Source organism: Spirosoma agri, from assembly GCF_010747415.1.
Classification (GTDB): Bacteria; Bacteroidota; Bacteroidia; order Cytophagales; family Spirosomataceae; genus Spirosoma; species Spirosoma agri.
In genome coordinates, this window is the sequence record NZ_JAAGNZ010000002.1 from 183058 (window position 1) to 200224 (window position 17167).

At 51.2% G+C, this 17167-nt stretch carries 15 protein-coding genes; 9 read left to right on the forward strand and 6 right to left on the reverse strand.

The window, feature by feature from the left end; all coding sequences use genetic code 11:
• The first annotated feature begins 103 nt into the window (after positions 1-103).
• Positions 104-517 carry an rRNA maturation RNase YbeY gene (gene ybeY / locus GK091_RS17525; protein ID WP_164041182.1) on the forward strand — a complete coding sequence of 138 codons (414 nt, stop codon included), beginning with the start codon at positions 104-106 and terminating at the stop codon, positions 515-517.
• Between the two features lie 41 nt (positions 518-558).
• Positions 559-1488, forward strand: coding sequence for a polysaccharide deacetylase family protein (locus GK091_RS17530; protein WP_164041184.1), 930 nt, complete (start codon positions 559-561; stop codon positions 1486-1488).
• Positions 1489-1494: 6 nt separating this feature from the next.
• Here the strand turns inward: GK091_RS17530 and GK091_RS17535 are convergent, their stop codons facing one another.
• Positions 1495-2271 carry an SDR family NAD(P)-dependent oxidoreductase gene (locus GK091_RS17535; protein ID WP_164041186.1) on the reverse strand — a complete coding sequence of 259 codons (777 nt, stop codon included), beginning with the start codon at positions 2269-2271 and terminating at the stop codon, positions 1495-1497.
• A gap of 98 nt (positions 2272-2369) precedes the next feature.
• On the opposite strand from GK091_RS17535, the gene GK091_RS17540 reads away from it, so the two are divergent.
• Complete coding sequence (locus tag GK091_RS17540; RefSeq protein WP_164041188.1) at positions 2370-3296, forward strand: CPBP family intramembrane glutamic endopeptidase; 927 nt, start codon at positions 2370-2372, stop codon at positions 3294-3296.
• Positions 3297-3356: 60 nt separating this feature from the next.
• Positions 3357-5096, forward strand: a complete 1740-nt coding sequence (locus GK091_RS17545; RefSeq protein WP_164041190.1) for a GMC oxidoreductase — start codon at positions 3357-3359, stop codon at positions 5094-5096.
• Between the two features lie 5 nt (positions 5097-5101).
• Here the strand turns inward: GK091_RS17545 and GK091_RS17550 are convergent, their stop codons facing one another.
• On the reverse strand, positions 5102-8656 hold the full coding sequence (locus GK091_RS17550; RefSeq protein WP_164041192.1) for a DEAD/DEAH box helicase: 3555 nt from the start codon (positions 8654-8656) through the stop codon (positions 5102-5104).
• 722 nt (positions 8657-9378) lie between these two features.
• On the opposite strand from GK091_RS17550, the gene GK091_RS17555 reads away from it, so the two are divergent.
• From GK091_RS17555 to GK091_RS17575, 5 genes are all read left to right on the forward strand, one after another.
• Positions 9379-10650 carry an anthranilate phosphoribosyltransferase gene (locus GK091_RS17555; protein WP_164041195.1) on the forward strand — a complete coding sequence of 424 codons (1272 nt, stop codon included), beginning with the start codon at positions 9379-9381 and terminating at the stop codon, positions 10648-10650.
• Between the two features lie 133 nt (positions 10651-10783).
• Entirely contained in the window at positions 10784-11980 is a 1197-nt protein-coding gene (lhgO, locus tag GK091_RS17560; protein ID WP_164041199.1) for an L-2-hydroxyglutarate oxidase, read from the forward strand.
• A gap of 74 nt (positions 11981-12054) precedes the next feature.
• Positions 12055-12561 carry a Dps family protein gene (locus GK091_RS17565; RefSeq protein ID WP_164041201.1) on the forward strand — a complete coding sequence of 169 codons (507 nt, stop codon included), beginning with the start codon at positions 12055-12057 and terminating at the stop codon, positions 12559-12561.
• A 101-nt stretch (positions 12562-12662) separates the two neighbouring features.
• Positions 12663-13115: an NUDIX domain-containing protein gene (locus tag GK091_RS17570; protein ID WP_164041203.1), complete on the forward strand. Its 453-nt coding sequence runs from the start codon at positions 12663-12665 to the stop codon at positions 13113-13115.
• 33 nt (positions 13116-13148) lie between these two features.
• Positions 13149-13595, forward strand: a complete 447-nt coding sequence (locus GK091_RS17575) for a DinB family protein (RefSeq protein WP_164041205.1) — start codon at positions 13149-13151, stop codon at positions 13593-13595.
• A 40-nt stretch (positions 13596-13635) separates the two neighbouring features.
• On the opposite strand, the gene GK091_RS17580 is transcribed toward GK091_RS17575, so the two are convergent.
• The 4 genes from GK091_RS17580 to GK091_RS17595 all read right to left on the reverse strand — a co-directional run bounded on the left by GK091_RS17580 (position 13636) and on the right by GK091_RS17595 (position 17165).
• Positions 13636-14445: a metallophosphoesterase family protein gene (locus tag GK091_RS17580; RefSeq protein WP_164041208.1), complete on the reverse strand. Its 810-nt coding sequence runs from the start codon at positions 14443-14445 to the stop codon at positions 13636-13638.
• Between the two features lie 32 nt (positions 14446-14477).
• Positions 14478-15869, reverse strand: coding sequence for a sodium:solute symporter family protein (locus GK091_RS17585; protein WP_164041209.1), 1392 nt, complete (start codon positions 15867-15869; stop codon positions 14478-14480).
• A gap of 101 nt (positions 15870-15970) precedes the next feature.
• On the reverse strand, positions 15971-16252 hold the full coding sequence (locus GK091_RS17590; protein WP_164041210.1) for a hypothetical protein: 282 nt from the start codon (positions 16250-16252) through the stop codon (positions 15971-15973).
• A 58-nt stretch (positions 16253-16310) separates the two neighbouring features.
• Positions 16311-17165: an inositol oxygenase family protein gene (locus tag GK091_RS17595; protein WP_164041211.1), complete on the reverse strand. Its 855-nt coding sequence runs from the start codon at positions 17163-17165 to the stop codon at positions 16311-16313.
• Positions 17166-17167 lie beyond the last annotated feature (2 nt).

Genomic DNA, 17167 nt, shown 5'->3' on the forward strand with positions numbered 1-17167 from the left:
TTGGGTATAGGCTATTAACATGATTCATCGTGATCTGGTCTTTATCTTTACGCCTTAATTTGGGTTGGGTGGTGGTCGACAGCTTAGCTAAAGATACGTATATATGATTCGGTTTTTCAACGAAGACGTTCCTTACAAACTACCGCAGAAGCAGGCAACCCGGCAGTGGCTCAAACAACAGGCCGAACGGGAGGGCTACGCAGTAGGTGACCTAAACTATATTTTTTGCTCCGACGAATACGTCCTGCAAGTCAACCGGGATTACCTGGAACACGACTATTACACCGACATTATCACGTTCGATCAGAGTGAAGAAGAAGGTAAAATCGAAGGGGATATCTTTGTCAGCGTCGATCGGGTAGCCGACAATGCGGCCCAACTGGGCGTTCCGGCGGAGCAGGAAATGCGCCGGGTTTTGGCGCATGGTCTGCTTCATCTATGCGGGTATGGTGACAAAACCGACGAGGAAGAAGCGCTGATGCGGACCAAGGAAGAGGAATGGCTGCGGCATTCGTAACCATTGACTTTCAAGTAGTAGCTTTATCGAAAAGGAATCTTATGCGATTACTGACGTGTATTTTCGTCCTGCTGGCGACAACGGTAAACGGCCAGAAGCAGATGGCCATCACGGTTGATGATTTGCCAACGGTATCGAAATACCATACCAGCTCCGAAGCGCAGCAAAACCTGACCCGAAAAATACTACGTCACCTAACGGCTTACCAGGTGCCCGCCGTCGGGTTTGTCATCGGCGATTTCCTGCGGACCAACTCGCAACCCGATCCGAACAGGATCAAGCTGTTGTCGATGTGGCTGGATGCCGGGCTTGAGCTTGGCAATCATACATTGGCTCATAAAGATTACAACCTTGTTTCGTTCGACGAACTAAAGGCTGATGTGATTGGTGGCGAGCAGATCACGAAAGGGCTGGTGCAAAAGCGCGGTAAACCCTTCCGCTATTTTCGGCACCCGTACCTGCGGAAAGGGGATACGCAGGCCAAGAAAGATTCGCTCGAAGCCTTCCTAAAACGACGTGGTTACCGCGAAGCACCGGTCACCATCGACAATTCGGACTGGCTGTTTTCCCGCGCTTATGCTAACGCGCTGTTGGTGAACGATACGGTGCTGGCTGCCCGCGTAGGCAAAACCTATGTGGACTATATGATGAACTGTGTGGCCTATTACGAAGCCCAGAGCGATTCGCTCTTTGACCGGCCAATTTCGCAGACGCTGCTGATCCACGCCAATGCCATCAACGCTGATTATCTCGATACGTTGCTGGCCAGACTAAAAGAACGCGGCTACGCATTTGTGTCACTGGAGAAAGCTTTGAGCGATACCGCCTATCAATCGGTCGATCATTTTTATGGGAAGGGCGGCATCTCCTGGCTACACCGCTGGGCACTGACGCAGGGCAAAAAAGGTACTTTTTTTAAAGGCGAACCCGAGGTTCCGACTACGATCGAGGAGTTGGCCAATCGCAACTGATACCCATTACCCCGCCGTCATACCGCCATCCAGTTGAATGGTCTGCCCGGTGCAAAACGCATTTTCGTCGGAGCAGAGCCACAAAATAGCCTGGGCAATCTCTTCGGGTTGTCCGAATCGCCCGATAGGAATAACTCGACGCATTCGTTCTTCCATGTTCGGCGCTGCGTTGATCAGGTCATCGACCATGGCTGAATGCGTATAAACCGGGCATACGGCGTTGACGCGGATGTTTTTTTTGACGTATTCCAGGGCCGCCGTTTTAGTCAGGCCAATGACCGCGTGCTTCGACGCGCTGTACGGTGCGCCCATCGCCATGCCCCGAACGCCCGCAATACTCGATACATTGACAATTTTTCCCCGGTCGCGATGGACATTTTCGGGTTGTTTCAACATCTGTCTGATCTGGGCTTGCATGCCGTAGAAAACGCCACCGACGTTGATCGCCATTAGCTGATTGAAATCATCGGGTGTCTGATCGAGCAATCGGGCAAACCGTCCGCCGATCCCGGCATTGTTGATGCCGATATCCAACCGACCGTAGGTGTGGACCGTTTGCTCAATGGCCGCGTCAATTTGGTCCGGAGCCGCGACGTCGCAGACTGAAAAAAAAGCGTCGCCCCCCAGTTTTTGAATCAAAGCAACCGTCTCGTTACCAGTTGTTTCGTTAACATCTGTTGCCGCGACTTGCGCGCCCGCTTTGGCAAAGGCCAGCGCCGTTGCCCGACCGATGCCCGAACCGGCACCCGTGATGAACGCTACCTGATCGACAAATTTTGACATATCTTGCTAAGTGCTATAAAGTCGAAAGACGCGCCGAAAATAAGGGTATTTTGCAGTCTATTCGCCGATCCGTAACCAATTTCCTTCCGTACTATTTTGTGAAAACTCTCTGGCGCGACCTTCGCGATCATCTCCGCACCGACTTTCGACCCGACCTTTATTTGGCTACGGCGCTATGGGCTGCTTTCTTACTGTCCGTTAATTACTACATCGACCTCGAAGATTCGTATATCGACACGTTTCAGGGTGATCCGCGCTGGCCGGTGTTGTATTTTTTGCTCTACGCCACGGCATATTACGTCAGCGTTTGGCTCTGGACCCACTTCCACCGGCGGTCCGACATCTGGCGAAACCGGGAATTCTGGCAGCGTAGTGGCTGGGCACTCATCTGTTATTCGATCTATTCGGGCTTCTACGCCCATAGCGAATGGAGCCGCCAGCTGTTCAACGGGCAGATTTACGCGTTCGCCTATTACTGCCTGCATAACCTCCAGTCGGTGCTGACCATCGTGCTGCCGCTGTACGTATTTTACAAACTTGTTGACCGGAATCCGACGAATTTTTACGGCATGGCTCCAAAGCGGAAAGGGTTGGTTCTGTATCTGATTCTGTTGGGGTTGATGATACCGCTGATTACACTGGCGTCCTTTCAGCCGGATTTTCTGGCCTCCTATCCAACCTACCACGACACGAACGCTGACGAGTTTTTTGGTGTACCCGAATGGGTAACGATGCTGATTTATGAACTGTGCTACGGCTGGGATTTCGTACCGACAGAGCTATTGTTTCGCGGATTTCTGGTTATCGGCATGAGTCGGGTGCTGGGACGCGGGGCCGTATTGCCCATGATTGTCTGGTATTGTACCATTCATTTCGGGCGACCGTTGGGCGAAGCAATATCGTCTTTGTTTGGCGGTTATCTACTGGGTGTGCTGGCATTGAGCACGCGTAGTATCTGGGGCGGACTGCTGATTCATATCGGCATTGCGTGGGGTATGGAAATTGCCGCTTTTCTGCAAGAGTAGCGCTACTAAGTCCGTCCGTGATTGGTTAACTTTGTCTGTTCCAACAAAACGCTAAGCCCCATGAACCGCTCAAATTCAACCGCGCAGCCGCCGATTCCATCCGGCAAAAAATTTGATGCCATTGTTGTCGGCTCCGGCATCAGTGGCGGCTGGTCGGCCAAGGAACTGTGTGAGAAAGGACTGAATGTGCTTCTGCTGGAACGGGGGCGGATGATTGAACACGTGTCAGATTACCACACGGCTACCATGAATCCCTGGGATTTTCCGCATCATAATCTGGAAATGCCGACGGAGGTACTGAAACGCTACCCAGTGCAAAATCGGACGGGGTTCACCATCACGGAAGCCACACATCAGCATTTTGTCAATGATCTGGACAATCCGTACGTCGAAGAAAAGCCGTTCGACTGGATTCGGGGCTACCACGTGGGTGGTAAGTCGTTGATGTGGGGTCGGTATTCGTTTCGCTTTTCTGATCTCGATTTCGAAGCGAATGCCAAAGAGGGTATTGCCACCGACTGGCCTATTCGCTACAAAGACATTGCGCCCTGGTACGATTATGTCGAGAAGTTCGCCGGAATTGCCGGTGATCGCGATGGTCTTCCGCACCTGCCCGACGGACAGTTTCAACCCGCTATGCCCGATAATTGCGTCGAACAGCATTTTCGGCAATCCATCAATAAGCAGTTCGGGGACCGGAAAGTTATCTCGGCGCGGGCGGCTCACCTGACCGCGCCTACGCAGGAGCAGACGAACCTGGGCCGTGCCAAATGTCAATATCGTAACCTGTGTATGCGCGGTTGTCCCTACGGCGCTTATTTCAGCACGCAATCCGCCACGTTGCCGGCGGCTCGTCGAACCAAACGCCTGACCGTTCGCCCGCATTCTATCGTCAACTCGATTATTTATGATGAGAAATTGGGACGGGCTACCGGGATCCGGGTGATTGATGAGCAGACGCACCAATGGCATGAGTTCTACGGCAGCGTTATCTTCCTGAATGCGTCGGCGCTGGGATCGACCTATATCCTGCTGAACTCGACCTCGAAACGGTTTCCAAACGGCATGGACGATAGCGGACAGCTCGGTCGTAATCTGATGGATCACCACTTTCACGTGGGCGCCACGGCGGACTATAACCACGATCTGGATAAAGCCTACTATGGTCGCCATCCGGCTGGATTATACATTCCCCGTTTCCGAAACCTACCTGGCCAACGGCCACAGCAGTACACGCGTGGATACGGCTTTGAAGTATATACGAATCGCGAAAACTGGGATCACGCCCGCCATGAAGACGGTTTTGGTGCTGACTTCAAAGAAAAAGCGACGCAGTTTGGTACCTGGAAAATAACGCTGGATGCCTTCGGTGAATGTATGCCCTACGAAGACAACCGCGTTTCGCTGACTAAAGACGTAACCGACAAATGGGGGCAACCCGTCCTGAAAATGGACGTGCATTACCGCGAAAACGAAACGCTTATGCGTAAAGATGCGCAGGAGCAGGCCGTTGCGATGTTAGAGAAAGCCGGTTTTTCGAACATAAACGGCTTCGATAGTCAGGCACATCCAGGGCTGAGCATCCACGAAATGGGAACGGCCCGCATGGGCACCAGTCCGAAAAATTCGGTTTTTAACAAGTTCAACCAGCACCATATCGTCAAAAATGTGTTCTGCACCGATGGCGCGTCCATGACATCGTCACCCTGCCAGAACCCATCATTGACCTACATGGCACTATCGGCCCGCGCGGCTGATTATGCCGTTAAGGCGCTGAAACGCGGTGATTTGCCGAGATGAGAAACTTACCCCAGGCTCACCAGTTCTTTCAGTTCGGCATCGCTTAGATCACCGAGCCAGGTTTCGCCCGTTTTGACGCTGAGGTCGGCCAGTTCACGCTTCGATCGGATCATGGCATCGATTTTCTCTTCGAGCGTTCCCTGGTTCATCAGTCGATAGACGAGCACATTTTTGGTCTGACCAATCCGGAATGCCCGGTCCGTTGCCTGGGATTCGACGGCCGGATTCCACCACAAATCGTAGTGAATGACGTGATTTGCCTGCGTCAGGTTTAGCCCCGTACCACCGGCTTTGAGCGACAGAATGAACGTGTGGTCGCTTCGATTGCGCTGAAACTGCTCCACCATCTCATCACGCTCCGAGCGCGATGTTCCGCCATGTAGAAACAAGGGTTGCGTACCGAAGGCCTGTTGAATAAACTGCTGTAGCAGCTCACCCATCTCGCGATATTGCGTGAATATCAGTACTTTCTCGGAACTGGCGTAAATATTTTCGAGCAGGTTGAGGAGTAGCGTTGCTTTGCCGGAAAGCGTTGGCGCATTGTTGCCACGCTTCAGGTACTGGTGCGGATGATTGCCGATCTGCTTTAGAGCGGTCATCAGTTTCAGGACCAAACCACGGCGGGCGATACCATCCTTTTCTTCGATCGATCGCAGACTTTCCTGCACGACACTCTCATAGAGTGCTGCCTGTTCCGTCGTGAGGGAACAAAACTGGTTGTTCTCGATTTTGTCGGGCAGGTCACTGATGATGGTACGGTCCGTTTTAACCCGCCGGAGCAGGAAGGGGCTCGTTACGCGTCGGAACAAATCAAGTTTCTGGTGATCGCGCTCCTGCTGAATGGGCTTGCCAAAATCTTCATTGAACTTACCCAATCCGCCCAGATACCCTTTGTTGACGAAATCCATAATACTCCAGAACTCCGACAGCCGGTTTTCGACGGGCGTGCCACTGAGCGCAATGCGGATCGGTGCTTTCAGGGCTTTTACGGCTTTTGTCTGCTCGGTGTCCGGATTCTTAATGTTCTGCGCTTCGTCGATAACGACGGTTGCCCAGGTCAGTTTTTTGAGCGTATCGAGGTCTGATCGAATCACTCCGTAGGTCGTCAGCAGTAAATCGTAGTCGTTTTCCTTACCGGTACCGGCGGGTAGTTTCCGATTCGACCCATGATAAACACGGGCTTTCAAATCGGGGGCGAAGCGGGCAATCTCTTTCTGCCAGTTGGTGAGTAGTGTTGTCGGCAGGACAACTAGCCCTTTTTGCTTTTTAAAACGGCCTTCCTGCTTGAATTTCAGCAGTAAGGCAATGATCTGGATGGTCTTACCCAGGCCCATATCGTCAGCAAGCAAACTGCCCATACCCAGGCTTGTGTTCTTGACGAGCCAATCGTACCCGCGTTGCTGATACGGACGAAGGGTGGCGTTTAGCGCGTCGGGGAGTGGTTGTGCTTCGCTGTCCGTGAACTGTTTAACCAGCTTTCTGACCTCCGCCGATAAGCCAATTCGGGCACCTTTGTACTCTTCAGCCAGGGCCGCTTTCAGCAAATCAGAGCCCGTTAGCTCGGGCGGATTTTCGAGTTGTTTGTAAAGCTTGGTCAGCTCCGCCGGGTCGATCAGCACGTATTGATCCTTGATTTTGACAAGGCCCTTCGAGGTACTGACCAGCTTTTGAAACTCCTTAATGCCCACCATCTCGTCGCCAAGGGCAATTTGCCAGTCGAAGGTGAGCATATCTTCCAGACGCATGAAGGCACTCTTGTCCGTGACTTTGGCTTTGAGTCGTGCGCCCACTTGTGGTCTGACCCAATGTTGCAGCGATTTGGGCAGCCACAGCGCAATGCCCAGCAACTGCATTCGGGGGAGCGTTTCCAGCAACACCTGCACAAACTGATCCGGCGAGTAGGCCAGATAAGAAGGTGCGCCTATTTTAGTAAGTTTTGCCAGATCGGGGAAGTGCCGCGACAGAACCAGTAAATCCTGCAAAACGGCCATCCGAATTCGCTCGTGTTTCTTTTTTGTGAGTAGGTCAGCCAACGGAATCGGCTGGTCGGGTGTTGCCGCTGTATCGGATGCTTCGCGGTCGCGAATGAGCAGACTAATTCGAAACTCGTCACCGAGTTCGCTGTCTTCGACGGCCAGAATCGGAACGAACCGCTTGTGGGTCAGAAAAAAATCGTTGAGCCAGAGTTGAATGGCCAGTGGCATTTCTTTCCGGCCAAACCCTTCGAAGCGCAACGTTTCAACGCCGAAGAACAAACGGTCGGCATCTTCCAGCGGCCAACGTTCCCAGAGTTCAATCGTATTAGGTTTGATGACCCGACGCAAAAACAACGAGCAGAGTGTCAGCACCTGCTGATCATTGGGTAAGGCCAGCCATTCTTTTTGCCAGCGTACCGTTAAAAGGGTTGGTGGAATCTGGGTTGCCAGTTGGCTGGTCAGGTCTTTTATCGTTTCGTTCAGGGTAGCGGGTAGCCAGCGCACCCGGTACTGATCTTCCGTTGGACCCACGCGAAGCAACTGTGGGACGATAGCCCCCCGCCGTAGTAAGGCCGCGGCAAATTGGCGGGTCAGGTAGAGTGCCCGCACGGAATCGCTCATCTCCGGCCAGTCGGCTTCGGTGAGTTTATCGAGCCAGTTGGTCAGATCGCTCATGGTGAACCCGGCAATGGAACGGGGATCGCCGTGCTCGCTGAACATGCTGATCTTCTTTACCTTCATTACCTCATCGAGTTGCAGCTCAATGCTGTCGCTCGGGTTAGGATGCGGTTCATCCGCTGATGCCGACTGTACGAAGGGCTTTTCGGCCAGTGGCTTGCTGAATAATTTATAGGCTTTGCTGAGCGACTTATGAAAGTCACTTTTGGTAAACGTCACATCGGTTGATAGGAGGCCCAGCAACTGATCGGCCAGTGGAGGAATCGTGGCAAAGTCGATGCCTGCGCGAATTTTATCGTTTGGTCGCCAGTCTTCGTCATCCGGTAAATCATCGGTACCGATTTCGTGAAATGACAGCACAGTGTTCATACTGCCTGCAACTGATTCGGGCTGTCCTTTCTGTAACTCCGCCAGAATATCAAGCCCTTTCAGCAGGAATACCTGGAATGGATTGCGATCGATTTCGTTCGCTACTACATAAATAACGGCCGCGAGGTGTTTACAGGGCACGGCCTCGTCGGGGCAGGAACAACCCATAATCAAATCCCTGAATGAATGGGGAAACAGCTGCGTTCCCTGCCGATTCGCGAATTCGATAAGTTCGGGTGGTAACTGGCGATTAAGGAGTTGGGCTAAGATGGCTGGATTTTCCCGGATTTCAGTCAGGAAGCTTTCCTTTTCCGCTTCGGTAAATAACTGTACCGTTAACTTGGTCCGGTAAGGGCGGGGGGCTGACCCCTTGATTGAGGCTGAGATCTGGTTATCCGAAATGGTCAATCCCTGCACAGCCCCTTTGTTGGCGTACGTTTTGCCCCGGGGCAACCGATTTGCCATGTCAATGCTTGTCAGCGCGTTGAGCCATTGCTGTCCCCACCACGTTTTGCCGTAGGTGATGCGTTCCGCCATCTATGCTGAAAAAAGAGTTTAGGTGTAAAAGTAACGGGTTTATGCCGAACCGGAAACGTTGTGCTATATCCGGACACACGCTTTCTGTCAGTTCACAGGCAGGGCTATCTCATGAATTGGATCGATGCCTTCCTATAGTAACGTTCAAATTGGCGTGGTATGTCCCGGCGACAGTGTTTTATAGCGCAGTTGAGTTGAGCGCTGTCTGGTTTAACGATTTTTGAGCATCAGTAGTTATTTTGTTCAATAATGCGGCTTGTTGATCAGAACGATAGTAAGTCATTTTGTGAAATTTTAATAAATAATGTAAATGCAAAATAATATATGTATTTATATGGCTACTATGTAGAAAAAATTTTGAAGTAATAGTTAAGAGTCTGTAATTTGCTATCTATTCAGCAGTTAAAGTATGCGAATTTAAAGTGGTACTGGCTGCTTGCAGAACGTGAATAAAACGCTGTCCCCTTGTCACCATTACCTACTAATTTCCGCTTTTTATCGCTGAATATTGTTACCCTACTCAATAGAGCCGTCGATCACTAAAACCGGATCACTAAACTGTACAAGCCGAACGTAGGATCGATTGCACACGGGTCGTCTAACGACTAGAGAAGAAAATAAGGACGCCAACGGTAGCCACACGCTTGATTTGACCGTACATAAGTAGTTCACTACGTTATACTTACTTTTACGAACTTACACATATCCTCCCTTTATATCGTATGTCAATCGTTAATGTAGCTTTAGATGCGCCCGTCGATACCGCACTAGGTCGGGGTATTAAACATATTGGCATTGGCAAATACGGTAGTAAGCCGCTTACGCCTGAGCTACTGGCCGAATGCCGGGCAGCGCTGGAAGATCCAGCCTCGCATCCACTCCAACGGGGTGCTTTTCTGGGTGCACTGATTGCGAAGGGACCGTCACCCGCCGAGATGGCATTGGAAGAGGTAATCGGAAAGGGTGCTTTTTCGCATCCTACCTTTTTTATCAATAAAGTGTGTCCTGATTTGCCGGTTGGTTTGCATCCGATAGCCACAAAATTAGTACGAGGGCATAATTTGCAGGTCAGCGAAGCGCATCAACTAGGCGATTACCTGTTTGGGAGTGGTGATTGTGAAACCTTTCGGGGATTGGCGGCTAGTATCATGCGTGTCAGGCATGAAACCAATGAAGAGTATCAGGGACTGATGAAGGCCGCAGAACAGACGTTTTCGCCTGGATTTGCCCCAATCAGTTGTGCTGACCGCCCGTTGGTACAACTGGCCGAACCGTTCGATGGAGTCGATAACAGTTACCTGATCACGCCTTTGTTGGGTCATTTTTTTCAGAAACGCGGTTACGGCGCTGTTTCGATGGTTGGCCGTTCAAGTGGTCCGAAATTTACCCTGAACGCACTTGATTTATATATGCATCTGGGCTGTCAGTTTTTGCAAAGCAATCACGAACTTGATACGCCACTGGATCGCTACGGCTGGGTTCTCGACCAGAAAGCGTTGTCGCCAGCGCTCAATCACTGGGTAGATCGCCGGCACATCATTATAAAGCGACCTTTTCTGGCTACGCTGGAAAAAGTTTTGAATCCCTGCCACGCGCAGATCCTGGTAACGTCAGTTTTTCACATCACGTACCAGATGAAAATGGCTGAACTGGCACTACTGGCCGGTTTTGACGCAGCTATCGTACTCAAACGTGGTTTGGAAGGTAGCCTTTCCCCATCGACCAGTCGGTCGAGCGGTATATTGTGTGCGGTCCGGACACCGCGTGGGCATCTGTTCCACCAGCATTTCGAAGGCGACTCTGCCCCGTTTGCATCATTCCGCACGGAGAGCGATGCACAGTACGAAAATCCCCAGGCAATGGACAATGCCCAACTCGTTCAGCAGTTCATGGCCGATGGCCGTACTGGCAATGCGGATTTTGACAATCGGGTTCACTTCGCTCACGCGCTCTACGGGCGTGGGCTGGACTGGGTACAGGGGCAATTAACGTAGTATTACCCGGCTAATCGTTCTGACGTATAGGAATAATAGGAAGGAGCGACGTTGCTGGTTTGTTCCGTTCCTTTTATAGCAATAAACGCCGGTTACGCCGTACCTTTGCCGTTGGCATTTAGCCATTTTGGGCATGACAGACGTAGTAATTATTGGCGGGGGCATCGTGGGATTAGCAACAGCCCTGCAACTAAAACAGCAACGACCCCAACTAAGAGTCGTTTTGATTGAGAAGGAACCGGCTGTGGCCCGCCACCAGACTGGCCACAACAGCGGAGTTATCCACTCGGGACTCTATTATAAGCCCGGCAGCCTGAAAGCAACCAACTGCATTCAGGGGTATCACATGCTGATCGACTTTTGCGACGCTGAAGGGATTCCGTATGACCTCTGTGGTAAAATTGTCGTCGCCAGCAAGCAGGAAGAACTGCCTCAACTCGACACGCTGTATGACCGGGGCCAGCGCAATGGACTGACCGGTCTAAAAAAGCTATCGTTAGCCGAAATGAGCGAGATCGAGCCGCACGTCACGGGTGTTGCGGGGATGTTCGTGCCACAGACGGGCATCATCGACTATAAACAGGTGTCGGATAAATACGCCGAAAAATTTCAGCTGTTAGGCGGAGAAATTCGGCTGGCCGAACGCGTTGAGCAAGTAACACCGGGCACGAGTATGAGCATTGTCGTGACGAATAAAGCCCGTTACGAAACGAAACTGGTCGTTAACTGCGCGGGATTGTACTCGGATAAGATCGCTCAGCTAACCCAGCGCGAAGCCGTTGATGTGCGCATTGTGCCCTTCCGGGGTGAATATTTTAAGATCAAACCGCAAAAGGAATACCTGGTCAAAAACCTGATCTATCCGGTCCCTGATCCGAATTTTCCTTTTCTGGGGGTTCACTTCACGCGCATGGTTCACGGGGGGGTAGAAGCCGGTCCGAATGCGGTGCTGGCATTTCAGCGGGAAGGCTACACCAAGTCGGATATCAATCTAAAAGAATTGTTCGAAACGCTATCGTGGCCGGGTTTTCAGAAGGTAGCCGTTAGGTATTGGGAAACGGGTTTGGGGGAGATGTATCGGTCATTCTCGAAGGCGGCTTTCACCAAAGCGTTGCAGGCCTTGATTCCTGAAATTCAGGAGTCGGATTTAGAGCCGGGTGGGGCGGGTGTTCGGGCGCAGGCCTGCGATCGTACGGGTGGTCTGCTCGATGATTTCGCTATTCTGGAAACGGATAAGGCGATCAACGTGGTCAATGCACCTTCGCCAGCTGCTACCTCGTCGTTATCCATCGGGAAGACGGTAGCAGAGAAAGCAATGGCTCGTTTTTAAGACAATCTTAACAAACAATTGGGCGTGCATGGGGTTTTCTGAGTAGAGAAATCTGGATACAAAACCAATAAGTCATGAACGCCATAAATCAAAACGAAGTGTTGGACACTCCTTCTGATCTGAAAGAAAAAGGTCGTGAAAAGGTGGCTGAATCTGTGAACCGACTAGTAGCCGATTCGTTCGCACTATACATCAAAACGAAAAATTACCACTGGCATATGTCGGGTCGACATTTCCGCGATTACCATCTGTTGCTGGACGAGCAGGCCGAACAGATTTTCGCGACGATCGATCCATTGGCCGAACGCGTACGGAAGCTGGGAGCCAATACAATTCGTTCGGTAGCGCACATTGCGCAGCTGCAACGGGTAAAAGACAATGATGAGGATTTTGTCGCCCCGAAAGACATGCTACTGGACTTGGTCGAAGAGAACAAAAAAATGGCTAAGAACATGCGCGATACGCACCAGATCTGCGACGATGCGGAAGACGTAGCGACGGCAAGTTTGCTAGAAAATTACATCGACGAAACCGAACGCCGGGTATGGTTCCTGTTTGAAACCACCCGTGAACTGAATTAATCCCGAAGCTTACGGAGCCGAAGCTCGTGAGTTTTTTTACAGCGGTCGCCTTTCCCAACAAAAAATTGGGAAGGACGACCGCTCTTTTATACATTGCTCTTATGAAAGTTCGTCCGTCTGCCCTCATCTGGCGACAAAATGCTGGCCAAACCGAAGTGTTGCTGATGCGCTACAACTATGGCGGTCAGGATGTTTACGCGTTGCCCGGTGGTAATCCCGACCGGGGTGAAATCTTAACCGAAACCGTTATCCGCGAAATCAGGGAAGAGCTAGGCGTTTCGGTCGATGTTAGCGAAATGATTCTGGCCGGTGAAATGCTGCTGACCCAGCGAAACGATGACGTTCTGCACGTCGTTTTTGCGGCTCGAAATCTGCAGGGGGAGCCTGCGCTAAATCCTGCCGAAACAACCGCGCTCGAACTGACCTGGAAACCGATCGCGGAGCTGGATCAGTTGAATCTTTACCCAAACATTGGCCTGAAAATTCAGCCGTGGTTCAGTTCAGCCACGTATTTAGGGTACGTTGGCCGGATCGAGCAGCAGTACTTTGGGTAGCGACTCCCGGATTACAATAAACCCGTTGAACTAATGCTCATACAAACGCTTAAAGCCTTGTTTGGCCGGGATTTGAACCGGTTGAAGCAGGAGATAAACGCCTACAAAGACAAGTCGGTCATCTGGCACATCGAACGGGGAATTGCAAACTCCGCCGGGAATCTTTGCCTGCATCTGATCGGAAATCTGAATACCTACGTTGGTGCCGAACTGGGCGGGACAGGCTATGTCCGGCACCGCGAGCTTGAATTCTCGCTAAAGAACATTCCCAGAACAGAACTCGTCGCTAAGATTGACGAAACGATTCATGTTGTCGATAACGCACTTGATTCGCTGACCGCCGGGCAACTTGACGAGGAATACCCGATTCTCGTTTTTGACGAGACGACCACGACCGGCTATTTGCTGGTGCATCTAACAACGCACCTGACGTACCACCTTGGCCAGATCAACTACCACCGGCGATTGCTGGATGTATGAGATAGAGGGTAGTCTACCGATTTTTTCACCAACTGATCAGTCAAACCTTGGTTTCAGAGAGGAAATCCTGCGTAATTCCGGCTAGGTAGTCGCCGTAAAAATCAGGAATGGTACTGGCATAGATACTGTCGATGGTTTCCCGAATGGGATATGTGACGTGAACCAGATCGAATGTTAGCGAATCTGGACCAAAGGCAGTTTTTTCGCCCGAGATAGTCATGATCAGGTACGTTGCAAATGGATTCGTTTCTTTCGAACGACCAACCGAACCGCAGTTTATGGCCACCTTAGAAAACCTCTTGTCTGACGAACCTGACCCGTCCGGTAGAGCGCGAATGTAGGACCGGTGCGTATGCCCCATAATCAGCACATCCGCTTCTTTCTCGCTCATTATTGCTTTCAGATCGTCCGGATCGTGGTTTGCATAGATGTATTCGTCGATGGCTCGTGTGCTGGCGTGTACCAGCAGGACATTGATTGATACATCCGCGAAGGAAAACCGCAACTGTAATTGCCGGGGTAAACTGGCTAGAAAGGCTTTATTCTCCGGTGTGATTACCTGGCGGCTATAATCAATAGCGGCTGTTCTGGCCGTCGTTTCGGAACCGTTGTGTTTTGCCAGCGGAACGATGGGGTAATTGAATGCAATTCGCTCGTCGTGGTTACCCATCAGCGTCGGTATTCGCTCCTGTCTGATCAACTCAATCACTTCATTGGGCCAGGGCGCAAAATCAACCAAATCGCCTAAACAAAAGACCTGATCTATTTTCCGCTCGCCGAGGTCGTTCAGCACAGCCTTGAGGGCCGGTAAGTTGGCATGAATATCACTAATGATCGCAATTTTTACCATAGACGAATTAATCGATTGATTCAAGTCTGGGATTATACGGCTTGTGTGGTTCGCTGGGCCGATTGGCTGAGCAGGCTTCCTGTGATCATGGCAATCGTACTGGCCAGCAAGCCCCACAGCATTGGCGAGTGCTCCGTTTTCAGCCATAAACAAAAAAGCCAGACGCTAAAGCCTATCGTCATTGACCAAAGGCATCCCGTTAGATTGGCGCGCTTCCAGTAGATGCCAGCCGCGAGTGGTATAAATAACGAAACCAGACTAAACGCTGACGACTCACCAACCAGATCGAAAATAGTCGTGTCGCGGGTAGTACTCATCAGCACGCAGATGATCGTAATGACAACGATTGCCCAGCGGATTGTTTTCAGCAAATTTTTATCGCTGATGTCGGGACGAAAAAACTTGACGACGTTCTCCCCAAAGACGGTGGCCGGCGCCAGAATCGCGCCACTCGATACGCTGAGAATGGCCGACGTAACGGCCCCGAAAAACAACACCTGCAACGGCATACTGCCATGGCGCATGACCATGTTCGGAATAATCAGCTGATTGTCTTTGGGAAGGTCGGGGTGTAGTAACCGGGCACTAAGCGCGATGAAGAGGGGCAGCATGGCTACCGTCAAATACATGCCCGATGCCAGATAAGAAGCTCGAACCGAGGTGTTTTCGGTTTTGGCCGCCATAACCCGCTGAAAAACGTCCTGCTGAGGAATAGAGCCGAGGCCAATAGTTATCCAGGCCGCCACATAAGCAAGCCAGTCTTTACCGGTTGACTGGGGAATGAATCGGAAAAATCCAGGCGGGGTTCGTTTCTGGATGGTTTCCCAACCGCCTACTTCCTGCCACAGCATAACACCTAGCACCGCTAAAGCAAGGATAATGATCAGGTTATGAAAGAAATCCGTGACCGAAATAGACCACATACCACCCAGCAGTGTATAAATCATCACGATCGTTGCACTGGCAATAATGCAGTATTCGCGGGGCACGTCGGTGACAACGCTTAAGACGATACCGATGGCGACAAGCTGGGCTGAAATCCAGCTGAAATAGGAAGGGATAACCATCAACGCTGACAATAACTCAGCCGACCGGCCAAACCGAATTCGGAAATAATCGCTGAATGTGGTGATGCTCAACCGATAAAGCGGACGGGCGAAAAAAGCGCCGACCAGAAACAAGCAGAGCGACGATCCGAACGGTTCTTCGATAACGGCCAACAAACCACCTTCTACAAACATGGCTGGTGCGCCCATTATCGTTTCCGAGCCGAACCAGGTGGCAAACGTAACAGAGGCCGCCAGAAACAAGGGTAATCGCCGACCCGCTAGGACAAAATCCTGGGAGTTCGTCACACGTCGGGCAGCCCAGGCCCCGACAGCCACATTGGAAAAAAGGTAGAGAGCGATGAAGAAGAGCAGCATCGACAGCAATTAAAAAATCAAGGCACAAAGTACACAAAGATTAGCTGTGTACTTTGTGCCTCAATGAATTGTAGCCACAAAGTTGGACCTTTCTGGTTATGTCAAGGCAATTTCTCGTGCAGGTAAGTCAGAACCAACTGCAAGGTCTGCTTAATGGTGCCTACATCCTGCTTTAGTTCCGCAATATCGGTCTCTACTCTATCCAGCCGCCGTTCTACTTTATCGAACCGGGCATCGATGGTATTAAACCTCAAATTGACCTGTTTAAAGCCTTCAGTCTGGTCATGACGGATAGCCCGTACGTCCACGGTCAGGTCAGCGACCGCGCGGGCGGTGGTTTCGCTTTGTCGTTCAACTTGCTCAATACGTTCTTCCAGATACATCGATACGGTGTTTTATCGGTAGGTAGTTCTTTTTCTGAGCAAGGTTACTTATTTATCCTTACAACCGCAACGTCGATGGCAGGTACTTGGCAATCAACGCTTCGTAATAAGGCTTCAATTCGCTGACAACCGGCGGCTTTGGGCTCTTTGAGTACAGATCGTACGGATTGAATTTACGCACCCAGTTGAACATCTCGTGATCGTGCTCATCCATCAGGTGGTTATAGGCCTCTTCACGGTGCTGTGAGTAGAACGAGTGATACCGCATCATGTATAGAGCCGGTTCGGGCAGGTAATCTTTCATGATCTGGTATAGATACTCATCATGGCCCCACGACATATGCACGTTGCGCAAGCCGCAATTCGGCTCATAAACGCCATATTTTGTGTTATAACGCTCGTCGTAAGTATCCGGGTTATTGGCGAAAAACTCGGGATAAACAATCTTGTCGGAATGCTTGCAACCCACGGGGAACGTGTCGCCAACAACGGCCCACTGCGGCTCACCGAACAGACACAGAACTTTGCCCATGTCGTGCAGGAAACCCGTCAACACAAACCAGTCGGGGTGACCATCGGCGCGGATGGCTTCCGCCGTCTGGAGAAGGTGTTGCAGCTGGTCGAGGTCGGTGTCCGGATCGGAATCATCGACGAGTGTGTTCAAAAACTCCATCGCACCCCATACCGGTAGTTCCTTCTTGTCGAACTTTAGAAATTCGCGCTCTTTCTCCCGAACAAAATCGTAGGTTTGGTATGTATGGTTGAGCCGATAGAACTCCCGAACCGTGTCGCGCTCCGGTGAGTCATAATTTCGGTAATCTTCTTTTGATTTGTGCTCCGGTTCAGGGTAGCGGCTCAGTAGGTCGTCTTCCCACTGATCGAGGCTGGTAAGGGGGGCGGTTTCGCTGATCATGG

Excerpts from the sequence above, each read along its gene's own strand:
- ybeY (WP_164041182.1), top strand. The coding sequence starts at position 104 with ATGATTCGGTTTTTCAACGAAGACGTTCCTTACAAACTACCGCAGAAG.
- GK091_RS17530 (WP_164041184.1), top strand. The coding sequence starts at position 559 with ATGCGATTACTGACGTGTATTTTCGTCCTGCTGGCGACAACGGTAAAC.
- GK091_RS17535 (WP_164041186.1), bottom strand. The coding sequence starts at position 2,271 with ATGTCAAAATTTGTCGATCAGGTAGCGTTCATCACGGGTGCCGGTTCG.
- GK091_RS17545 (WP_164041190.1), top strand. The coding sequence starts at position 3,357 with ATGAACCGCTCAAATTCAACCGCGCAGCCGCCGATTCCATCCGGCAAA.
- GK091_RS17550 (WP_164041192.1), bottom strand. The coding sequence starts at position 8,656 with ATGGCGGAACGCATCACCTACGGCAAAACGTGGTGGGGACAGCAATGG.
- GK091_RS17555 (WP_164041195.1), top strand. The coding sequence starts at position 9,379 with ATGTCAATCGTTAATGTAGCTTTAGATGCGCCCGTCGATACCGCACTA.
- lhgO (WP_164041199.1), top strand. The coding sequence starts at position 10,784 with ATGACAGACGTAGTAATTATTGGCGGGGGCATCGTGGGATTAGCAACA.
- GK091_RS17565 (WP_164041201.1), top strand. The coding sequence starts at position 12,055 with ATGAACGCCATAAATCAAAACGAAGTGTTGGACACTCCTTCTGATCTG.
- GK091_RS17570 (WP_164041203.1), top strand. The coding sequence starts at position 12,663 with ATGAAAGTTCGTCCGTCTGCCCTCATCTGGCGACAAAATGCTGGCCAA.
- GK091_RS17575 (WP_164041205.1), top strand. The coding sequence starts at position 13,149 with ATGCTCATACAAACGCTTAAAGCCTTGTTTGGCCGGGATTTGAACCGG.
- GK091_RS17580 (WP_164041208.1), bottom strand. The coding sequence starts at position 14,445 with ATGGTAAAAATTGCGATCATTAGTGATATTCATGCCAACTTACCGGCC.
- GK091_RS17585 (WP_164041209.1), bottom strand. The coding sequence starts at position 15,869 with ATGCTGCTCTTCTTCATCGCTCTCTACCTTTTTTCCAATGTGGCTGTC.
- GK091_RS17590 (WP_164041210.1), bottom strand. The coding sequence starts at position 16,252 with ATGTATCTGGAAGAACGTATTGAGCAAGTTGAACGACAAAGCGAAACC.
- GK091_RS17595 (WP_164041211.1), bottom strand. The coding sequence starts at position 17,165 with ATGATCAGCGAAACCGCCCCCCTTACCAGCCTCGATCAGTGGGAAGAC.